The following is a 16334-nucleotide window of genomic DNA, read 5'->3' as shown; positions in this document are numbered from 1 at the left end:
TTAACCTCCCATCGCTTCTGCGGTGTCAACGGCGGCGTAAAAACCGGCGCGTTGCGAGCCCGGGCCCTTGCTGCCGGGCTTCGTCTTGGGGCGGTTGACAGGCCGTCGTTGCTGGAGGCGAACTTGCGCCGGACGATGCTGATTACTAAAGGCGACGCCAGCATCTTTGTCGAGCGGCCGATCAGCCTGACCATGCTGGTAGCCACCGTGCTGCTGGCCCCAATGATCCTGCCCACCTTTCGCAAGAAGCGGAAGGAGGCGTTTCAGAAAGCCGAAGCATGAAATGCGAGCTGGCCAAGTTAAAGGTACTTGGCCAGCTCGCATTTTTTCGGATCTATGGCTACGGCGTAATCGGAGAGGCAGTCCTCAGGCGTTCTGCAACTCTTGGCACTGAGTAAAATCGATCTGCGATGATACTCTCGGGAGACTGCAGGCCTACTGAGATAAAATATCCTCTGGCAGCTTTGAGAACTTGGGCGATGCATAAGGGCGCATATGAAATCTGTCATGAAATTCGCTGGCCTTGCGACGGTGGGAATGTGTTTCTGGCTGGTCGTCTCGATCGTTGCGGGCACGCCCGAGCCATGGGATGCGGAGAGCTATTGGACAGTCGCCTACCCGGCCTCGGGTCTTCTGGCCGGGATCATCGGGTTTCGATCTGATCGTCGAGGCTGGCTGGTGGGGATCGTCCTGACCCTGAGCCAGTTTCCTGTCATGCTGGCTCTTGCAGGCAATGGTCAGATGTCCGCTTTCGGGCTGGCGCTTCTGGCCGCACTGGCCATTCCGGTGACGATCGTGTCGGCGGCAGCCAGTTGGATCGGTCGCAGGCGACGCCAGGATCGATATCCTCCGTGAATGGTCCCAATGTGCCACACCTCAAGGCGGGACACCGAATCGGATAAAAAGCCTGGTGACCTTTGCAATATCCTGTGCTTAGAGGATTTCAGAAGCCAGCCGACGCGGTCCGACGCTCTTGCAAGCTCATTCGTTGACACGAAGGAGTGAGAGATGTCGAAATCCCCGCTTGCAGCTGTGCTGCTCGGTTCTTCCCTGTTGCCCGGCCATGCCTTGGCGCAGGCCATTCTGCTGGATCCCATCGTCCTGTCCGTGGTCGATGACCCCTCGGGCCAGATTGCCGTGAGCGAGGCCCAGATCCGGGATGCGCGCACCGGCACGCTGGAAGACCTGTTCCGCGCCGAGCCGAGCGTGACCGTGGGCGGCGGCATCGCCATTGCCGAACGGGTGTTCGTCAACGGCATCGATGAGCAGCAGCTGGCGGTCAGCGTCGACGGGGCAGCACAGAACAACCGCATGTTTCATCACACCGGCACGAACATCATTGACCCGAACCTGCTGAAGGCCGCCCGCGTCGATCCGGGTGTGGCGCCTGCCGATGCGGGCTTTGCGGCCTTGGCCGGAAGCCTGGCCTATGAGACGAAATCGGCGCCGGACCTGCTGGAGCCCGGACGCCGCTTCGGGGGGCAGGCCACCACCGGCCTTGCGGGCAATGGCGATACCGCCACGGGTGCGCTTGCGCTCTATGGGCAGCAGGGGCCCGTCGATGTCCTGGTCTATGGCAAGCGCGCGACGGGCGAGGCCTACACGGACGGCGATGGCGCGGTCGTGCCGCGCACAGGTGCCGACATGACCAGCTTTGCGCTGAAGCTGGGCACGCAGATGGGCGACTGGCGGGCCGAGCTGGGTGCGATCGGGTTCAAGGACGATGCCCTGCGGCCCTATCGCGCCAATTTGGGCGGCGTGTTCGGCGGGCGCCCCACGCCCGAGACGCGGCGCTATGCCCTGGACCAGAACAGCCAGACCCTGACCCTGCGCCGCACGGGCACCGATGGCCTGCTGAACCCCGAAATCCGCCTGTCCCGCAGCGAAAGCGCGCTCGATACGTTCGACCTGGCGACCGCCGAAACCCCCGCCCCAGATTTCAACACTGGTGTTGCCGACACGGTCAGCCTGGTCGTGCAGAACCGGTTCCAATTGGGCGGGGCCGAGGTCACCGCGGGTCTGGACACCGCTCGCAGCCGCGGCCGGTACGAGGGTCAATACGATGGCAGCGTCTTGGCCTTCCGCGAGGATCGCACCAATACCGGCCTCTTCGTGCAGACGCGGGGCCGCCACGGCCCGATCGATTACAGCGCCGGCCTGCGCTATGACCAGAGCCGCTTCACCGGCGTGGGCGGGCAGGCGGTCGATACCGACGGGGCCAGCGTCAATGCCGCGATCACTTGGCACGTGACAGATACTCTGTCGCTGAATGCCGGCGCCTCCAGCGTGTTCGGGGGCACGCAGCTGGCCTCGGTCTACGAGCTGGACGATTTTTCGGCACCCGACGCCTATGACGCGCTCGGGGCGACGCGCGGGCAGAACCGGGTTCTGGGGGCCGAATGGACGCAGGGCGGCACCACCCTGGGGGCCGAGATCTTCCGAACCCGTCTTGGCGATGTCCGCAAGGGCCTGACCGCCCGGGACCTGGAAAGCGAAGGTTTCCGCTTGTCGGCCCGCCAGGACTGGCGGGGGGGCTTCGCGGCGCTGCGCTACAGCGATACCGAGGTGACGCTGGACGGGCGCGGGGCCTCCAGTTTCGATGTTCGTGAACTGGGCACCATCCCGGGCGCCATGCTGACGCTGGAGGCGCGACACGAGGTGAGGGCCGGGCTGACCCTGGGCGGCATCGTCCAGCATGCCATCGAGGAGGAGACCCGCGCGGCAGATACCGACAGCGACTGGCCGGGTTACACGGTCGTCGACATCTTCGCCGAATACGAGCCGGAAGCCTTTGACAACGTCACCTTCCGCGCCGAGGTCACCAATCTGTTTGACCGCACCTATGTGGACCGCGCCAGCTATGGCAGCGACTATGCCGAGGTGGTGGGCCAGCGCGAACCGGGCCGCAGCATCGCAGCCACCGCCGTGCTGCGGTTCTGATCAAACCCCGGGGCCGCGTCGCACGGCCTTGGAAGCAGGCTGGCAGCAAGGCGATGTTTCCCGCTGGCGCGACATGAATGTCAAACGTCCAACAGCTCTTTCGCCAGAGTCTCTGTCGGTTGGTTCTTGGCTACGACGTGGCACCTTTCCGGGACCAGCAAGCGGTCATAAAACCTGGCGGGGTGGTTGACGTCGTGCAGGGCCTTAATGCTGGTCAGCCGCAGCCGCGCGATCAGGTGCGGGATGTTCAGATGGTCCTGGGCACACCAGAAACCACTCCTGCGGCTGCAGGGCCAGGGCAGGGGCAATCTGCAGGCGCTAACGCTATCCGCCCGACAGGCCCTGCCAAATCTCGTGGCGCAACCAGTTCATGTTGAGCAGCGGCCCGCCTGCAAGGAGGCTTAGAGGCTGGGTTACTGGTCCTGCCTGCGGCGGCGGCCCTAGGGGCCTGCGAACGCCCGGCCCCTATCCAAGTCGACGCCATGCTTCAGACGCGGGGGCCGGTGCCGGGCTGAAACCGGATCGCACGCGAGCCGGTAAAGGCCCGCGCGGGATACGACCCGGAGGGATTGCCTTTGGCTGTCCGGCGGCGTGAGGGGCAGGGGGCTCCGGCGGATTTGCCGTCCTTTCCAGAGCTGCATTGCCGCGCCGCATCCGACGACGCCTCGTCTACGAGCATGGACCTATGTCCATAGGGCGGGGAGATAGATGATGTGGCCGCCGAGTCCCTGACAGCATCCGATGCACTCGCGGCACGCCCGTAGTCTGGCGCAGCCCTTTGGTTCTGGATCTGTATCGCACGGTGGCAGCATGAGAGGGCCGCGTCCGGTGCCCATGACCAAGTTGGGCGCCGGGTTTGGTCGGGCTATGGCCCGCCCGGGATTTGGCGGCCCCGCATCGGACCGTCCTGCCCGCGGGCATTTGGGCGGCGTGCCTCCTGATCGATCACACTAATGCAAGGTAGCATCAGGCGCGGACCGCCTCCGCAGGTGTGACAAGCCGCAATGCTGCGCGGGGCATGTCACGATCATGAGTCCTGAATGCGCTGTCGATAGGTTGCCGGCGCCTCGCCAAAGGATCGGCGGAACCTGCGGGAAAAATAGGAAGGGTCCTTGAACCCGAGGCGAAACCCGATCTCAGCCAGGGGCATGCGGGTAAAGGCGATCAGGCGACAGGCTTCTGCCATCAGGGCGGCCTCCAGATGGGCGGTCAGGCTGCAGCCTTTCGCAGCTTGGACAACGCGGTTCAGATGGCCGGTCGTGACATGCAGCGCGGCGGCATAATCGCGCGCCGTCCAGCCTGCAGCCAGATGCCGCGCGATCAATGCGTCAAGGGCGTCCATGTGGCGCTCTGCCGGATGGGCGGGCCCCGCCCCGTCCAACGTATCCTCGGCAATGGTCGCGAGCAGGACATGGGAGAGCCCGACAAGGCGCTGCGTGCGAAATGTGCCACGCGACGCATGAGTTGCGCGCATGTCCTCGATCAACCCTGCAGCCCGGTCAGACAGGCGGCCCGTCTGCGGCCGGGCAAGCCAGGGCGACATCTGAGGCGTCATCCCGGCCGTAATGGGGGCGGGAAAGGACAGGACCGTGCCCTCGGCACCTTGCGAAAAGACAAAGCCGTGAACCGCCTGCGCCGGGATGTACAGCCAGTCGCCCGGCCCCAGAACCATCACTCGTCCGTCCACACGCGCCTCGGCCCGGCCGGCCTCGATCTGCAGGATCTGCGACATCTGGCGATGCCGATGCGCCGAGATCACCCAGTCATGCAGGCGCGCCCGGTCCAGAACCCGTTCGCAATGGATCACGTCGGGGAAGGCGCTGGTCTCTCCGAACAGGGTGAAGACCGGAATGGAGGGGCGGGGCGTCATGCCGGAAAAGTACCAGCCAATGCCGTCTGCGTCCATTCGTTCAGGCCCGGATTGCCGATAACCTGACGCCAAGATCATGCAAGAGGCGCCGTATGACCACGATCCGCACTCAGGTCGCCATCATCGGCGGCGGGCCCTCCGGGCTGCTGCTGTCGCAATTGCTGAACCGCGCCGGGATCGACACGGTCGTGCTGGAACGGGCCACGCGCGATCACGTGCTGCAGCGGATCCGGGCGGGCGTTCTGGAAAGCGGCACGGTGGAGCTGCTGCGCGAGGCAGGCGTCGCCGCCCGGCTTGATGTCGAGGGGATTGCGCATGACGGGTTCCTGCTGTCCGACGACGACCATCTGATCCGCATCGACATCCATGCGCTGACGGGTCGGCAGGTCACCGTCTATGGCCAGACCGAGGTGACGCGCGACCTTTACGAGGCGCAGGAGGCGCAGGGCACGACGATCCTGCACGAGGTCTCGGATGTGGTGATCGGCGATCTGGACCAGGACCGGTCGGTGGTCGACTTCACCCATCAGGGCCTGCGCAAGCGGCTGGATTGCGCCTATGTCGCGGGCTGCGACGGGTTTCACGGCGTCTCGCGGCGAACCATCCCCGAGGACAGGCGCCACGCCTTTGAACGGGTTTATCCCTTCGGCTGGCTGGGTATTCTAGCCCAGATGCCGCCGATCGCGGACGAGCTGGTCTATGCCAATTCGCAGCACGGCTTTGCGCTGGCCTCGATGCGCAACGACAATCTCGTGCGATGCTATGTGCAGGTGCCGCAGGCCGACCGGGTCGAGGACTGGTCCGACGAACGCTTCTGGGCCGAATTCTCGCGCCGCATCCCCTCGCAGTTGGCCCGGACCCTGGCCCCGCATCCGTCGGTCGAGAAAAGCATCGCGCCGCTGCGCAGTTTCGTGTCCGAACCGTTGCGATGGGGCAATCTGTTTCTGGTGGGCGACAGCGCACATATCGTGCCGCCGACCGGGGCCAAGGGGTTGAACCTGGCGGCCTCGGATGTCTTCTACCTGCATCAGGCGCTGATCGCGGCACTGCAGGGCCGGGGGATGGCGGGGATCGAAGGCTATTCGGAACGGGCCCTTGCGCGGATCTGGAAGGCGATGCGGTTCAGCTGGCAGATGACGACCATGCTGCACCGTTTCGAGGGCGAGGATGCCTTTGCCGCGCGGATGCGCCGGGCGACGCTGGATCATCTGGCGCAATCCGAGACTGCGCGCAGGGATCTGGCCGAAAATTACGTGGGACTGCCTTACTGACCAATATCCGGCCAGGGGCAGAAGGGAGAACAGAATGACGATTTCCATGCTGATCGACGGTCAGGATTGCGACGCGGTCTCGGGTCGCCGCTATGATCGGACCGACCCGGTGACGGGCAAAGTCGCCACCAGCGCGCCTGCGGGCGGGGTCGACGACATGCGTCGCGCGGCCCAAGCGGCGGGCGCGGCCTTTCCCGCCTGGTCGCGGACGGGTCCCGCCGAACGCCGCCGCCTGTTGTCCAGGGCCGCCGACGAGCTGGAGGCGATGACGCCGCAGATCATCGACACCGCGATGACCGAGACCGGCGCGACCGGTCCCTGGATCGGCTTCAACTGCGCGCTGGCAGCCAATATCCTGCGCGAAGCCGCCTCCATGACCACCCAGATCACCGGAGAGATCATCCCCGCCAACAAGCCCGGCACGCTGGCCATGGCGCAGCGCAAGCCGCATGGCGTCTGCCTTGCCATCGCGCCATGGAATGCGCCGGTCATCCTGGGCACGCGCGCCGTCGCCATGGCGATCGCCTGCGGCAATACGGTGGTGCTGAAAGCTTCCGAGATGTGCCCGGCCACGCATCTGGCCATCGGCGAGGCCTTCCGCCGCGCGGGCTTTCCGCCGGGCGTGCTGAACGTCGTGACCAACGCCCCCGAGGATGCCGCCGACGTCGTGGCCGCGTTGATCGCGGCGCCCGAGGTGCGGCACGTGAACTTCACCGGCTCGACCAAGGTGGGGCGGATCATCGCGGGGCTGGCCGCCGCACAGTTGAAGCCGGTCGTGCTGGAACTGGGCGGCAAGGCGCCGATGATCGTGCTGGACGATGCGGATCTCGAGGCGGCCGTGAACGGCGCGGCCTTCGGCGCCTTCATGAATCAAGGCCAGATCTGCATGTCCACCGAACGGATCATCGTGCAGGATGCCATCGCGGACCGCTTTATCGAGGCCCTGGCCGCCAAGACGCGCGCCTTGCCTGCGGGCGATCCGCGCGGCAAGGTCGTGCTGGGGGCGCTGGTCACGCCGCAGGCCACCGAAAAGATGGACGCGATCATCGCGGATGCCGTGGCCAAGGGCGGCACGGTCATCGCGGGGGGTACGCGGGACGGTGCGGTCGTGACGGCCACGCTGATCGACCATGTGACGCCCGACATGACCATCTATGCCGAGGAAAGCTTTGGTCCGGTCAAGCCGATCATCCGCGTGGCCGATGACGACGAGGCCGTGCGCGTGGCCAACGATACCCCTTTCGGCCTGTCGGCGGCGGTCTATGGTGGTGATCTGGTACGCGCCATGCGGGTGGCCGACCGCATCGACAGCGGCATCTGCCACATCAACGGCCCCACCGTCTCGGACGAGGCGCAGATGCCTTTCGGCGGCATCAAGGAGTCAGGCTATGGCCGGTTCGGCGGCAGGGCGGCGATCGATGCCTTCACATGGCTGCGATGGGTCACGATCGAGGACCCTCATCAGCATTTTCCGTTCTGACCGATCAGCCACGGCCGACCTGCCAGATCAGGTCGCGCAGCCAGCGGTGCATGGCCGAGGCATTGGTATGCGAAGCCCAGCCAAGGCGGAGGTCGAACTGCCCGCGGAACGGACAGTCGCGCAGCACCAGCCGCGCGGCGTTGCGCGCCCCCAGCCTGCGCGGCACCGTGGCCACTAGATCCGACCCTGCGATCAGCGTGTCCAGCCCGGCAGGGCTGGGCACGGTGATCGCAGGCGTCAACACATGGCCTGCGGCATCGATCTCCTGCAGATATGCGGATCGCCATGCGGGACCGTACTGGATCAGCACATGGTTCAGCGCCAGATACCCGTCCGCATCCAGATCGGTGCCATGGGCTGCGGGATGGGCCGGGTCCATCAGGCAGGCATATTCCTCGACATAGAGGCGGCGCGAATGAAAGCCGGCACCACTGGGCGCGAAGGGACCGACCAGCACATCGGCCTCGCGCGACAGCAGGCGCTGATGGCCGTCGCCAAGCGCATTGATGACGGTGACCGTCATGCACGGCGCGGCCTGCCGGATCGCCGCGACGATGCGGGGGATCAGCAGCACGCGTTCGTAATAGTTGCAGGCGATGGCGACGTTGCGGGTCGAGCCCTGCGGATCGAACGCCTCGGGGCGGGCCATGTCTTCCAGCATGGCCAGCATCAGGCCGCTGCGTTCCAGCAGATCCTGGCACCGCTCGGTCGCGACCTGCCGTCCCCCCTGCCGCACAAACAGCGGATCGCCGAAGCAGCCGCGCAGCTTGGCCATCGTGTAGCTCACCGCCGACTGGTTCACGCCCAACCGCTCCGCCGCAGCCGAGAACGAGCCACTGTCGTGGACGACCCGCAAAAGCTCCAATGCGGCGAAGTCGAGGGCGGCGGCCTCGGGGGGCAGGGAGGGGGTACGCATCACAGATCCATCAAATTATTGCATTGAACATAACAGAACCATCGCATTGATCGAAAGTCCTAGGCTGCGCTATCACACATGACGAGGAGACAAGAGGAGGACCGGGACGTGCCAGTCGCACCGCTGGATCAGACGATCACGCTGGCACAGCTGGCAACCGATCCCTATCCGATCTATCGCCGTCTGCGCGCCGAAAGCCCCGTGCTGCACGTCGCATCGGTCGGGCGGACGCTGCTGACCAAGGCCGCGCTGACCAAGCTGGTCAAAGACGACCCCGAGCTGTTCAGCAGCGACGACCCCAGGACGCCGATGCGCCCCGCCTTCCGCGCCCATACCCTGATGCGCAAGGACGGGGCCGAGCATCTGGCCGAACGCCGCGCCATTTCTAGGGCGCTGACGCCCAAGCGGATCATCGCCGAATGGGGGCCGCTGTATGAACGGCTGGCCGAGGACTATATCGCCCGCCTGCCGCGCGGCGAGGTGGTGGGACCTGTTCACCGACCTCTGCGGCCCGCTGTCGGCGCGCATTCTGGCGCATATCCTGGGCATCCCCCGAGGCGACGGATGACCAGATGATGCGCTGGTCGCAGCACCTGATCGACGGGGCGGGCAATTTCGGCTGGCAGCCAGAACCCTTCGCCGCCTCCGACCGCGCCAATGACGAGATGGACGCGCTGTTCGCGCAGGTGTCGGCCCGCCGGATTGCGGAACCGGACGGCTCGGCCCTGTCGCTGATGCTGACGGCGGAGGATCCGATCCCGGAGGCCCAGATCCACGCCAATATCAAGATCGCCATCGGCGGCGGCATCAACGAGCCGCGCGACGCGATGGCCACGATCATCTTCGGCCTGCTGACCAATCCCGACCAATTGGCCGAGGTGCGCGCGCGCAATCCGCCTGGTCCGAGGCCTTCGAGGAGGGTGTGCGGTGGGTGGCGCCGATCCAGGCCAGCTCTCGGCTGGTGACGCGGGACACGCAGCTGGGCGGCCATGACATTCCGGCGGGCGATACGGTCATGACCATCCAGGCCAGCGCCAATCGCGACGAGGAGATCTTCGAGAACGGCGAAGAATTCTACGTCTTTCGCGGCAAGAACCCGCATCAGTCTTTCGGCAACGGCCCGCATCACTGCGCGGGCGCGCATGTCGCGCGGCGCACGGTGGGCAAGATCATACTGCCCATGCTGTTCGACCGCTTCCCCGACATGAGCCTGCCCGACCCAGATGCCGTGCAATGGCGAGGCTTCGGCTTTCGCGGACCCATCAACCTGCCCGTGCGGCTGAACTAGGCCCAGAACCGTGGACCTGAAAGGACATCCCATGATCCATGTGACCTTCATCGCCCCCGACGGGCAGCAGACCACCATCGAGGCGGAAGAGGACAGCACCCTGATGCAGGCCGCCGTCGCCCATGATGTCGACGGCATTGTCGGCGAATGCGGAGGCGCGATGATGTGCGCGACCTGCCATTGCCATGTCGATGCCGCTTGGCAGGACCGCACCGGCGGCCCATCCCCCGACGAGGTCGAGATGCTGGAGGGCGCGGCGGCCGAGGTCGATGACCGCTCGCGCCTGTCCTGTCAGATCCGGCTGACGCCCGCGCTGGACGGGCTGGTCGTGCATCTGCCCGAGGAGCAGATGTGAGCCTCGGCGGTACCCTCATCATCGGCGCAGGACAGGGCGGTCTGCAACTGGCGGTCAGCCTGCGGCAGGCGGGCTATGCGGGGCCCGTCACGCTGGTCGGGGCCGAGCATGGCCTGCCCTATCAGCGCCCGCCTTTGTCCAAGGCTTATCTGCTGGACGGCCGGGCCGAGGCGCTGACCCTGCGCCCGGCCAGCTTTTTCACCGGCAAGGATGTGACCTGTCTGCCGGGTCATCTGGCCGAGGCGATCGACCGCGACGCCCGCACCGTCACCTTGCGCCACGACGGCGGCCTGCGGATATTGCCCTATGACCATCTGGTGCTGGCCACCGGCGCGCGGAACCTGACCCCACCCATTGCGGGGGCTGAGCGCGCCTTGGGGCTGCGCAGCCTGTCCGACGCGCAGATCCTGCGCGACCGGCTGCCGCAGGCGCGGCGGGTGGCGGTGATCGGCGGCGGCTTCATCGGGCTGGAATTTGCTGCCGTCGCCCGCAAGCTGGGCCTCGAGGTCGCGGTGATCGAGGCCGCACCGCGTCTGCTGTCACGCGCCGTCTCGGGGCCAATGGCCGCGACGCTCGCCGCCTGGCATCAGGCGCAGGGTGTGGCGCTGCATCTGGGGCAGGGGGCCGTGGCCGTCGACGATGCGGGCGTGACGTTGTCGGACGGCAGCCATATCCTCGCCGATCTGGTCCTGATGGCCGCCGGCGTGCGCCCCGATACCGCACTGGCCGAAGCGGCAGGGCTGGAGGTCGCGGACGGCGTCCGGCTGGACGGGCAGCTGCGCAGCTCGGACCCTGCCATCTCGGCGCTTGGCGATTGTGCCTCGGCGCCCTGCGCGCGGACGGGGCGGCATCTGCGGCTGGAAAGCGTGCAGGCAGCGACCGATCAGGCCCGCCTGATCGCCGCCCGTATCGCGGGCGCAGCGCCCGCCGATTACACCGCGCTGCCGTGGTTCTGGTCGGATCAGGGCGCCTGCAAGCTGCAGATCGCGGGCCATGCAGGTCTTGGTGCGCGGGACGAGGCGCTCTCGGCCGACACCGTCGCGCGGTTCGACGATCACGGTTTGGCGGCCATCGAGACGCTGAACAACCCGCGCGCTCATATGGCCGCGCGTCGCCACCTGTCCGCGCCCGATCCGGACGTGGACCTGTTTCTGAATAGTCTGATTGCTGCCTGACATCACCCGATCATCAGGCTTTCTTTGGGAGGAGAAACCATGACCACCACGACCATAACCCTTGCTGCCGCCCTGACGCTGGTTGCCAGCGCCGCCATCGCGCAGGAACTGAAATACGCCAACTGGGCCGCGCCCATGCACACGATCACCGCAGCCCAGATCGACCCTCTGACCGAGGCTCTGGCCAGCGGAACCGATGGCGCCGTCACGCTGCGCGCCTTTCACGGCGGCGAGCTGGGCGCCGGTCCGCAGGATCAGTTCGTGCGCATCGTGCAGGGCACGGCGGATCTGGGCTGGGGACTGCCCGGCTATACCTCGTCGCAATTCCCGCTGACCATGATGCTCGAGGCGCCGGGCGCCCTGCCGCTGGACCAGCCCGTCCACGCCGCCTTCTGGCGGGCCGCCGATGCGCTGGAGGCCGAGTTCCCGATGACCGAGGTCGTCGCCTTCTGGGGGTCGGAGCCCAACATCCTGATGATGCGCGACAGCGAGATCCGTGAACCCGGCGATCTGGCGGGCCTCAAGATCCGCGTGGCCGGCGCCATCGCGGCCGAGGCCGTGACCGCCTTGGGCGCGACGCCCGTGCAGATCCCCATGACGCAGGTCTATAACGGGCTGCAGACCGGACTGATCGACGGATTGGTCAGCGGCGGCTCGGTCCTGTCGGATTTCAAGCTGGAGGAGGTTGTGGGCAGCATCACCACCGGCCCGAACTTTGGCCGGCTGACCTTCTTCACGGTGCTGAACCAGGCCGCCCATGACCGCCTGCCCGAAGATGCCCAAGCCACCTTGGCCGAGGGCCGCGCCGAGTGGTCGCAGCGCGCCGAAGAGGCGTGGATCGCGACCGCCGATCGGGGACTGGAGGCTGCGCGGGCGTCGGATGCCGTGGTGGTCAACGACCTAGATGCAGATGCCAGCGCCGTCTTCGACGATGCCATGGCCGAAGTGACGAATGCCTATGTCGAGCGTGTCGGCGGGGCCGAGGTTCTGGCCGCGATGCGGGGCGAATGATGGTCCTGGACAGGCTCGCGCGTCTGACGGACGGGCTGATCGCCCTCTCGGCCTTCATCGGGACGGCGGGGTTGATCTTCGTCACCGGGGTGATCGTGGCGGATGTGGTGGGGCGAAACATGGGTCTGCCGCTTTACGGGGCGCAGGATCTGGTCACGATGACCATGGTCCTGATCGTCTTCGGCGGCATGGCACTCTGCGACCGCACGGGGGGGCATATCGCCGTGGACATCCTGCAGCCATGGTTCTCGGACGGGCTGAACCGCGCCATCGATGTCGTGGCGGCCCTGCTGGGGGCGGCGATCTTTGCGATGATCGCGCTGGCCGTCTGGCGCAGTGCCGCGCTCAGCCAGATGCTGAACCTGTCCACCAATCTTCTGCGCCTGCCCATTGCGTGGTTCCAATACGCGCTGGTGGGCCTGTCGCTGGTCAGCGCGCTGGCCTTGACGCTGCGCGGCGTCATCACCCTGCTGCACGGTGCCCCACCCGCGCCCTGGCCGGGGCCAGAGGAATGAGCCCGGTCCTGATCGGCCTGTCCGGCATCGGCGTTTTGCTGATCCTGTTGATGGTGCGCATTCCGGTGGCCTTCGCGATGTTCGCGGTAGGCTTTGCGGGCATCTGGCATCTGAACGGATTGCAGGCCGCCATCGGCCTGCTGTCATCCGAGACCTTTGCGCTGGCCTCGAACGCCGAACTGATCGTGGTGCCGCTGTTCATCCTGATGGGCAATGTCGCCAGCGTCACCGGCATGAGCCGCAAGCTGTACGAGGCCGCCTACGCCACCATCGGCCGGGTGCGCGGCGGGCTGGCGGCCGCGACGGTCATCGGCTGCGGCGGCTTCGCGGCCTTGTCGGGATCATCCGTTGCCTCGGCCCTGACCATGGGCCGCACGGCATTGTCCGAGATGGACCGCTTCGGCTATAGCCCGCGCCTGTCCACGGGCGTCGTGGCGGCGGGGGGCACGCTCGGCATCCTGATCCCGCCCTCGACCGGCTTCGTGATCTACGCGATCCTGACGCAGCAAAGCATCGGGCGGCTGTTCATGGCAGGCGTCATCCCCGGCCTGCTGCTGCTGACGGCGTTTCTGGTCACGGTGCTGATCCTCTGCGCGATCTTCCCCGAGATGGGACCGCCCGGCCCGGCCACCGACCGCGCGCAGAAGATCCGCGCATTCCTGGGTGCCGTGCCGATCCTCTTGGTGATCCTGACCACCATCGGCGGCATCTATTCCGGGCTCTTCTCGCCCACCGAGGCGGCGGGCATCGGGGCGGCCATGGTCATCGTCTATGGCCTGCTGACTGGCGCGCTGGACTGGCGCGGCTTCTGGCGCGCGGCGCGCAGCAGCACCGTGACGACAGCCTCGGTCATGCTGATCCTGATCGCGGCGCATCTGATCAACCCGTTCATCGCGCTCAGCCATCTGCCGTCCGAGGTCAGCCGGCTTCTGGTCAGTGCGGATCTTGGAATGTACGGGACGCTGCTGGTGATCCTTGCCGTCTATCTGGTGCTGGGCTGCTTCCTCGAGGGCCTGGCCATGCTGGTCCTGACGCTGCCGATCTTTCTGCCGGTGATCCTGCAACTGGGCATCGATCCGATCTGGTTCGGCGTGCTGGTCGTTCTGACGCTCGAGATGGGACTGATCTCTCCGCCGGTGGGCATCAATGTCTTCGTGGTGAAATCCGTGGCGCGGCATGTGGCCCTGATCGACATCTTTCGCGGAGTGCTGCCCTTTTGGTTCGCGATGCTGCTGACCTTGCTTCTTTTGGTCGCGGTGCCGCAATTGTCGCTGTGGCTGCCGGGCCTGATGTAGGCGGGACGAAGAACGGTCCTTGAGGCTGGTCTTCGTCCCACGGGACAGCGCAAGTCCCGCTGTCAGGTCGCCTTTTTGACTTTCACCGTTTGGACTGCCCTGTTCCGGGAAAGCGGTTCGTCCCGTCATATGCCTTGCATTGCATGTCGGGGCGCCTGAAAAGTGCCTATGAAAGAGCTTACCCTGCGCCAGGTCGAAGTCGTTCGCGCCGTCATGATCGCCGGCACGATCCAAGGTGCCGCGGATCTGCTGAACGTCTCGGCCCCCGGGATCAGCCGGCTGATCAAGCATACGGAAGGCGGGCTGGGGATCCGGCTGTTCGAACGCAAGGCCGGGATCTTCGTGCCCGCCACCGAGGCGCATGCGATCTTCGCCATGCTGGAACAGGTCCATCGTCAGATGGACAACCTGAACGTCGCGGTCAGCGCACTTCAGAAGGGGCACGAGTTCACGCTGTCATTTGCCTCGGCGCCGTCGATCGCGCAGTTCATCGCCGCGCGGGTTATTCGTGGGCTACGGCACCGGTTTCCCGATCTCGACATCGACCTGGATATTCTCAAGATCGAGGAGACGCTGGACTATCTGTTGCTGGAAAAGGGCGAGGTGGTGATCATGTCGTCGCACCTCGAGAACCCCGGCATTCAGTGCACCCCAATCGGGGAGGGCCGGATCGTGGCGATCATGCCCGAGGGACATGAGCTTGCGGAAAAGCTGGCCGTCTCGATCCATGACCTGGTCCGCTATCCGTTCATCGGGGTCGATCCCTCTGATCCTTACGGGCAGACCCTGGCGCGGCCCTTCGACGATGCCGGTCTGACACCACGCCATGCCATGCGGGGCCGGTTCGCGCAGACCATCGTCAGCCTGGTGCGCCATGGGTTGGGCGTGGCCGTCATCGACGAGTTCTCCGTCGCCGAAGTCTATATGGCCGGGCTTGTCCGTCGGCCACTGATCGAGCCCGCGACGATCACGGCATGGTCCGTTCAGAAGCGCGGTCGCCAACTGTCCAGCTTCGCCGAGCAGACCGTCACCCTGTTCCGCCGGGAACTCGGCCGTGCGCGTGCACGGGAGCGGTGGGACCACCCGACCGATTAACGTCAGGTTACGTTCCGCGTTCAATCGGTATTTGCGGTTAGCCTTTCGATCTGAGAAGGAGGGATGACAGCCCGGAGGATGGGCGGAGATGTGAGGGAGGAACGATGCGACATTTTGTTTACGGAGCGGCTTACGTGCTGGGTCTGGCGGTGCCGGCGATGGCCGAATACCCCGAGCGCGACATTCAGGGCATCATTCAGTGGGGGGCCGGCGGCTCCACCGATACGGTCAGCCGGTCGGTGACGCCCCATGCCGAGGAGGTGCTGGGCGCGAAGGTGATCTTGCAGAACGTCACCGGCGGCGTGGGCGCCATCGGGCTCAATCAGGCGGACCGCGCGGATGCCGATGGATACACCCTGCTGTTCGGGGCCGAGAACCCGCTGCTCTACAAGGTCATGGGCCTGGGCGAGAAGGACTATTCGGACTTCATCCCGATCAGCATCATCGCGCGCGGCATTCCCATTCTGGTCGCGCAGCCCGACGCGCCCTTCGATACCTTCCCCGAGATGATCGCCTATATCAACGAGAACCCGGGCGAAGTTCGCTTCGGCTCGACCGGACCGGGCGGTTTGCCCTCGGTGGTCACGGCGATGATCAATGACAAGACGCCCATCGACGTGACGGCCGTGCCCTATGACGGCGACGGTCCGGCGCTGACGGCGCTGCAAGGCGGGGCCATCGACGTGATGCCCGCCGTGCTGGGAGCGGCACTAGAGCCCGTGCGGGCCGGCAACCTCAAGGCTATCGCGATCTTCGACGCCGAGCCGGTGGAACAGCTGCCCGACGTGCCCGCGATCACGGACACCAATCCGGAATTCGCCGACCTGCTGCCCTGGGGTCCGTTCTTCGGCATCTTCGTCAAGTCGGGCACACCCGACGACGTGGTGGCCAAGCTGAGCGACGCCTATGGTCAGGCGACCCAGAACGCGGACTTCCTGTCGATGATGGACGGGCGCGGATTCGCCATGCTGTCGCTGGCCGGTGCCGAGGCGCAGGAGTTCCTGGACGGCTGGCAAAGCCGGACGGCGTGGATCCTCTACGACGCCGAGATCGCCCGGAACTCTCCCGAGGATTTCGGCATCAGCCGTCCCTGACCTGATCGCGCACTGCCCCGGTCCGGCCG

14 protein-coding genes and 1 pseudogene are annotated in these 16334 nt (G+C 66.2%); 13 read left to right on the top strand and 2 right to left on the bottom strand.

From position 1 onward, the window contains the following. The first annotated feature begins 108 nt into the window (after positions 1-108). The 3 genes from E4191_RS23900 to E4191_RS19290 all read left to right on the top strand — a co-directional run bounded on the left by E4191_RS23900 (position 109) and on the right by E4191_RS19290 (position 2940). Positions 109-282 (top strand): hypothetical protein, encoded by a 174-nt coding sequence (locus tag E4191_RS23900; protein WP_176562811.1) that lies wholly within the window; start codon positions 109-111, stop codon positions 280-282. Between the two features lie 213 nt (positions 283-495). Then, positions 496-855: a hypothetical protein gene (locus E4191_RS19295; RefSeq protein WP_139616032.1), complete on the top strand. Its 360-nt coding sequence runs from the start codon at positions 496-498 to the stop codon at positions 853-855. A gap of 153 nt (positions 856-1008) precedes the next feature. Beyond that, the gene (locus E4191_RS19290; RefSeq protein ID WP_139616031.1) at positions 1009-2940 is read left to right on the top strand and encodes a TonB-dependent receptor plug domain-containing protein; all 1932 of its coding nucleotides are present in this window, start codon (positions 1009-1011) and stop codon (positions 2938-2940) included. 1027 nt (positions 2941-3967) lie between these two features. Here the strand turns inward: E4191_RS19290 and E4191_RS19285 are convergent. Then, positions 3968-4846: a helix-turn-helix domain-containing protein gene (locus tag E4191_RS19285; protein WP_139616030.1), complete on the bottom strand. Its 879-nt coding sequence runs from the start codon at positions 4844-4846 to the stop codon at positions 3968-3970. A gap of 56 nt (positions 4847-4902) precedes the next feature. Here E4191_RS19285 and pobA point away from each other — a divergent pair, with 56 nt between their 5' ends. Next, positions 4903-6081, top strand: a complete 1179-nt coding sequence (gene pobA / locus E4191_RS19280; protein ID WP_139616029.1) for a 4-hydroxybenzoate 3-monooxygenase — start codon at positions 4903-4905, stop codon at positions 6079-6081. 34 nt (positions 6082-6115) lie between these two features. Further along, positions 6116-7561 (top strand): aldehyde dehydrogenase, encoded by a 1446-nt coding sequence (locus E4191_RS19275; protein ID WP_139616028.1) that lies wholly within the window; start codon positions 6116-6118, stop codon positions 7559-7561. Between the two features lie 4 nt (positions 7562-7565). On the opposite strand, the gene E4191_RS19270 is transcribed toward E4191_RS19275, so the two are convergent. Next, positions 7566-8477 (bottom strand): LysR family transcriptional regulator, encoded by a 912-nt coding sequence (locus tag E4191_RS19270; protein ID WP_139616027.1) that lies wholly within the window; start codon positions 8475-8477, stop codon positions 7566-7568. Positions 8478-8585: 108 nt separating this feature from the next. Between E4191_RS19270 and E4191_RS19265 the strand changes: the two are divergent. From E4191_RS19265 to E4191_RS19230, 8 genes and pseudogenes are all read left to right on the top strand, one after another. Further along, positions 8586-9765: pseudogene (locus E4191_RS19265) on the top strand (cytochrome P450). Positions 9766-9796: 31 nt separating this feature from the next. Next, positions 9797-10120 carry a 2Fe-2S iron-sulfur cluster-binding protein gene (locus E4191_RS19260; protein ID WP_139616026.1) on the top strand — a complete coding sequence of 108 codons (324 nt, stop codon included), beginning with the start codon at positions 9797-9799 and terminating at the stop codon, positions 10118-10120. Further along, positions 10117-11295, top strand: a complete 1179-nt coding sequence (locus E4191_RS19255; protein WP_139616025.1) for an NAD(P)/FAD-dependent oxidoreductase — start codon at positions 10117-10119, stop codon at positions 11293-11295. The genes E4191_RS19260 and E4191_RS19255 overlap by 4 nt, the downstream gene beginning before the upstream one ends. A gap of 39 nt (positions 11296-11334) precedes the next feature. After that, positions 11335-12306: a TRAP transporter substrate-binding protein gene (locus E4191_RS19250; RefSeq protein ID WP_139616024.1), complete on the top strand. Its 972-nt coding sequence runs from the start codon at positions 11335-11337 to the stop codon at positions 12304-12306. Continuing rightward, positions 12303-12821: a TRAP transporter small permease gene (locus E4191_RS19245; RefSeq protein WP_228461850.1), complete on the top strand. Its 519-nt coding sequence runs from the start codon at positions 12303-12305 to the stop codon at positions 12819-12821. The genes E4191_RS19250 and E4191_RS19245 overlap by 4 nt, the downstream gene beginning before the upstream one ends. Further along, a complete protein-coding gene (locus tag E4191_RS19240; RefSeq protein ID WP_135815850.1) occupies positions 12818-14116 on the top strand; it encodes a TRAP transporter large permease in 1299 nt (432 codons plus the stop codon). The genes E4191_RS19245 and E4191_RS19240 overlap by 4 nt, the downstream gene beginning before the upstream one ends. 168 nt (positions 14117-14284) lie before the next feature. Next, positions 14285-15211, top strand: a complete 927-nt coding sequence (locus E4191_RS19235; RefSeq protein WP_135815851.1) for a LysR family transcriptional regulator — start codon at positions 14285-14287, stop codon at positions 15209-15211. A 104-nt stretch (positions 15212-15315) separates the two neighbouring features. Continuing rightward, the gene (locus E4191_RS19230; RefSeq protein ID WP_139616023.1) at positions 15316-16305 is read left to right on the top strand and encodes a tripartite tricarboxylate transporter substrate binding protein; all 990 of its coding nucleotides are present in this window, start codon (positions 15316-15318) and stop codon (positions 16303-16305) included. The last annotated feature ends 29 nt before the right edge of the window (positions 16306-16334 follow it).

It is taken from the genome of Paracoccus liaowanqingii (assembly GCF_004683865.2).
Classification (GTDB): domain Bacteria; phylum Pseudomonadota; class Alphaproteobacteria; order Rhodobacterales; family Rhodobacteraceae; genus Paracoccus; species Paracoccus liaowanqingii.
The sequence above is the reverse complement of the archived record's forward strand: the minus strand, read 5'-3'. Positions and strand labels throughout refer to the sequence as shown.

What these genes read in the sequence shown, in the direction of transcription:
- E4191_RS19295 (WP_139616032.1), top strand. Translation starts at nt 496, where the DNA reads ATGAAATCTGTCATGAAATTCGCTGGCCTTGCGACGGTGGGAATGTGT.
- E4191_RS19290 (WP_139616031.1), top strand. Translation starts at nt 1,009, where the DNA reads ATGTCGAAATCCCCGCTTGCAGCTGTGCTGCTCGGTTCTTCCCTGTTG.
- E4191_RS19285 (WP_139616030.1), bottom strand. Translation starts at nt 4,846, where the DNA reads ATGGACGCAGACGGCATTGGCTGGTACTTTTCCGGCATGACGCCCCGC.
- pobA (WP_139616029.1), top strand. Translation starts at nt 4,903, where the DNA reads ATGACCACGATCCGCACTCAGGTCGCCATCATCGGCGGCGGGCCCTCC.
- E4191_RS19275 (WP_139616028.1), top strand. Translation starts at nt 6,116, where the DNA reads ATGACGATTTCCATGCTGATCGACGGTCAGGATTGCGACGCGGTCTCG.
- E4191_RS19270 (WP_139616027.1), bottom strand. Translation starts at nt 8,477, where the DNA reads ATGCGTACCCCCTCCCTGCCCCCCGAGGCCGCCGCCCTCGACTTCGCC.
- E4191_RS19260 (WP_139616026.1), top strand. Translation starts at nt 9,797, where the DNA reads ATGATCCATGTGACCTTCATCGCCCCCGACGGGCAGCAGACCACCATC.
- E4191_RS19250 (WP_139616024.1), top strand. Translation starts at nt 11,335, where the DNA reads ATGACCACCACGACCATAACCCTTGCTGCCGCCCTGACGCTGGTTGCC.
- E4191_RS19245 (WP_228461850.1), top strand. Translation starts at nt 12,303, where the DNA reads ATGATGGTCCTGGACAGGCTCGCGCGTCTGACGGACGGGCTGATCGCC.
- E4191_RS19240 (WP_135815850.1), top strand. Translation starts at nt 12,818, where the DNA reads ATGAGCCCGGTCCTGATCGGCCTGTCCGGCATCGGCGTTTTGCTGATC.
- E4191_RS19235 (WP_135815851.1), top strand. Translation starts at nt 14,285, where the DNA reads ATGAAAGAGCTTACCCTGCGCCAGGTCGAAGTCGTTCGCGCCGTCATG.
- E4191_RS19230 (WP_139616023.1), top strand. Translation starts at nt 15,316, where the DNA reads ATGCGACATTTTGTTTACGGAGCGGCTTACGTGCTGGGTCTGGCGGTG.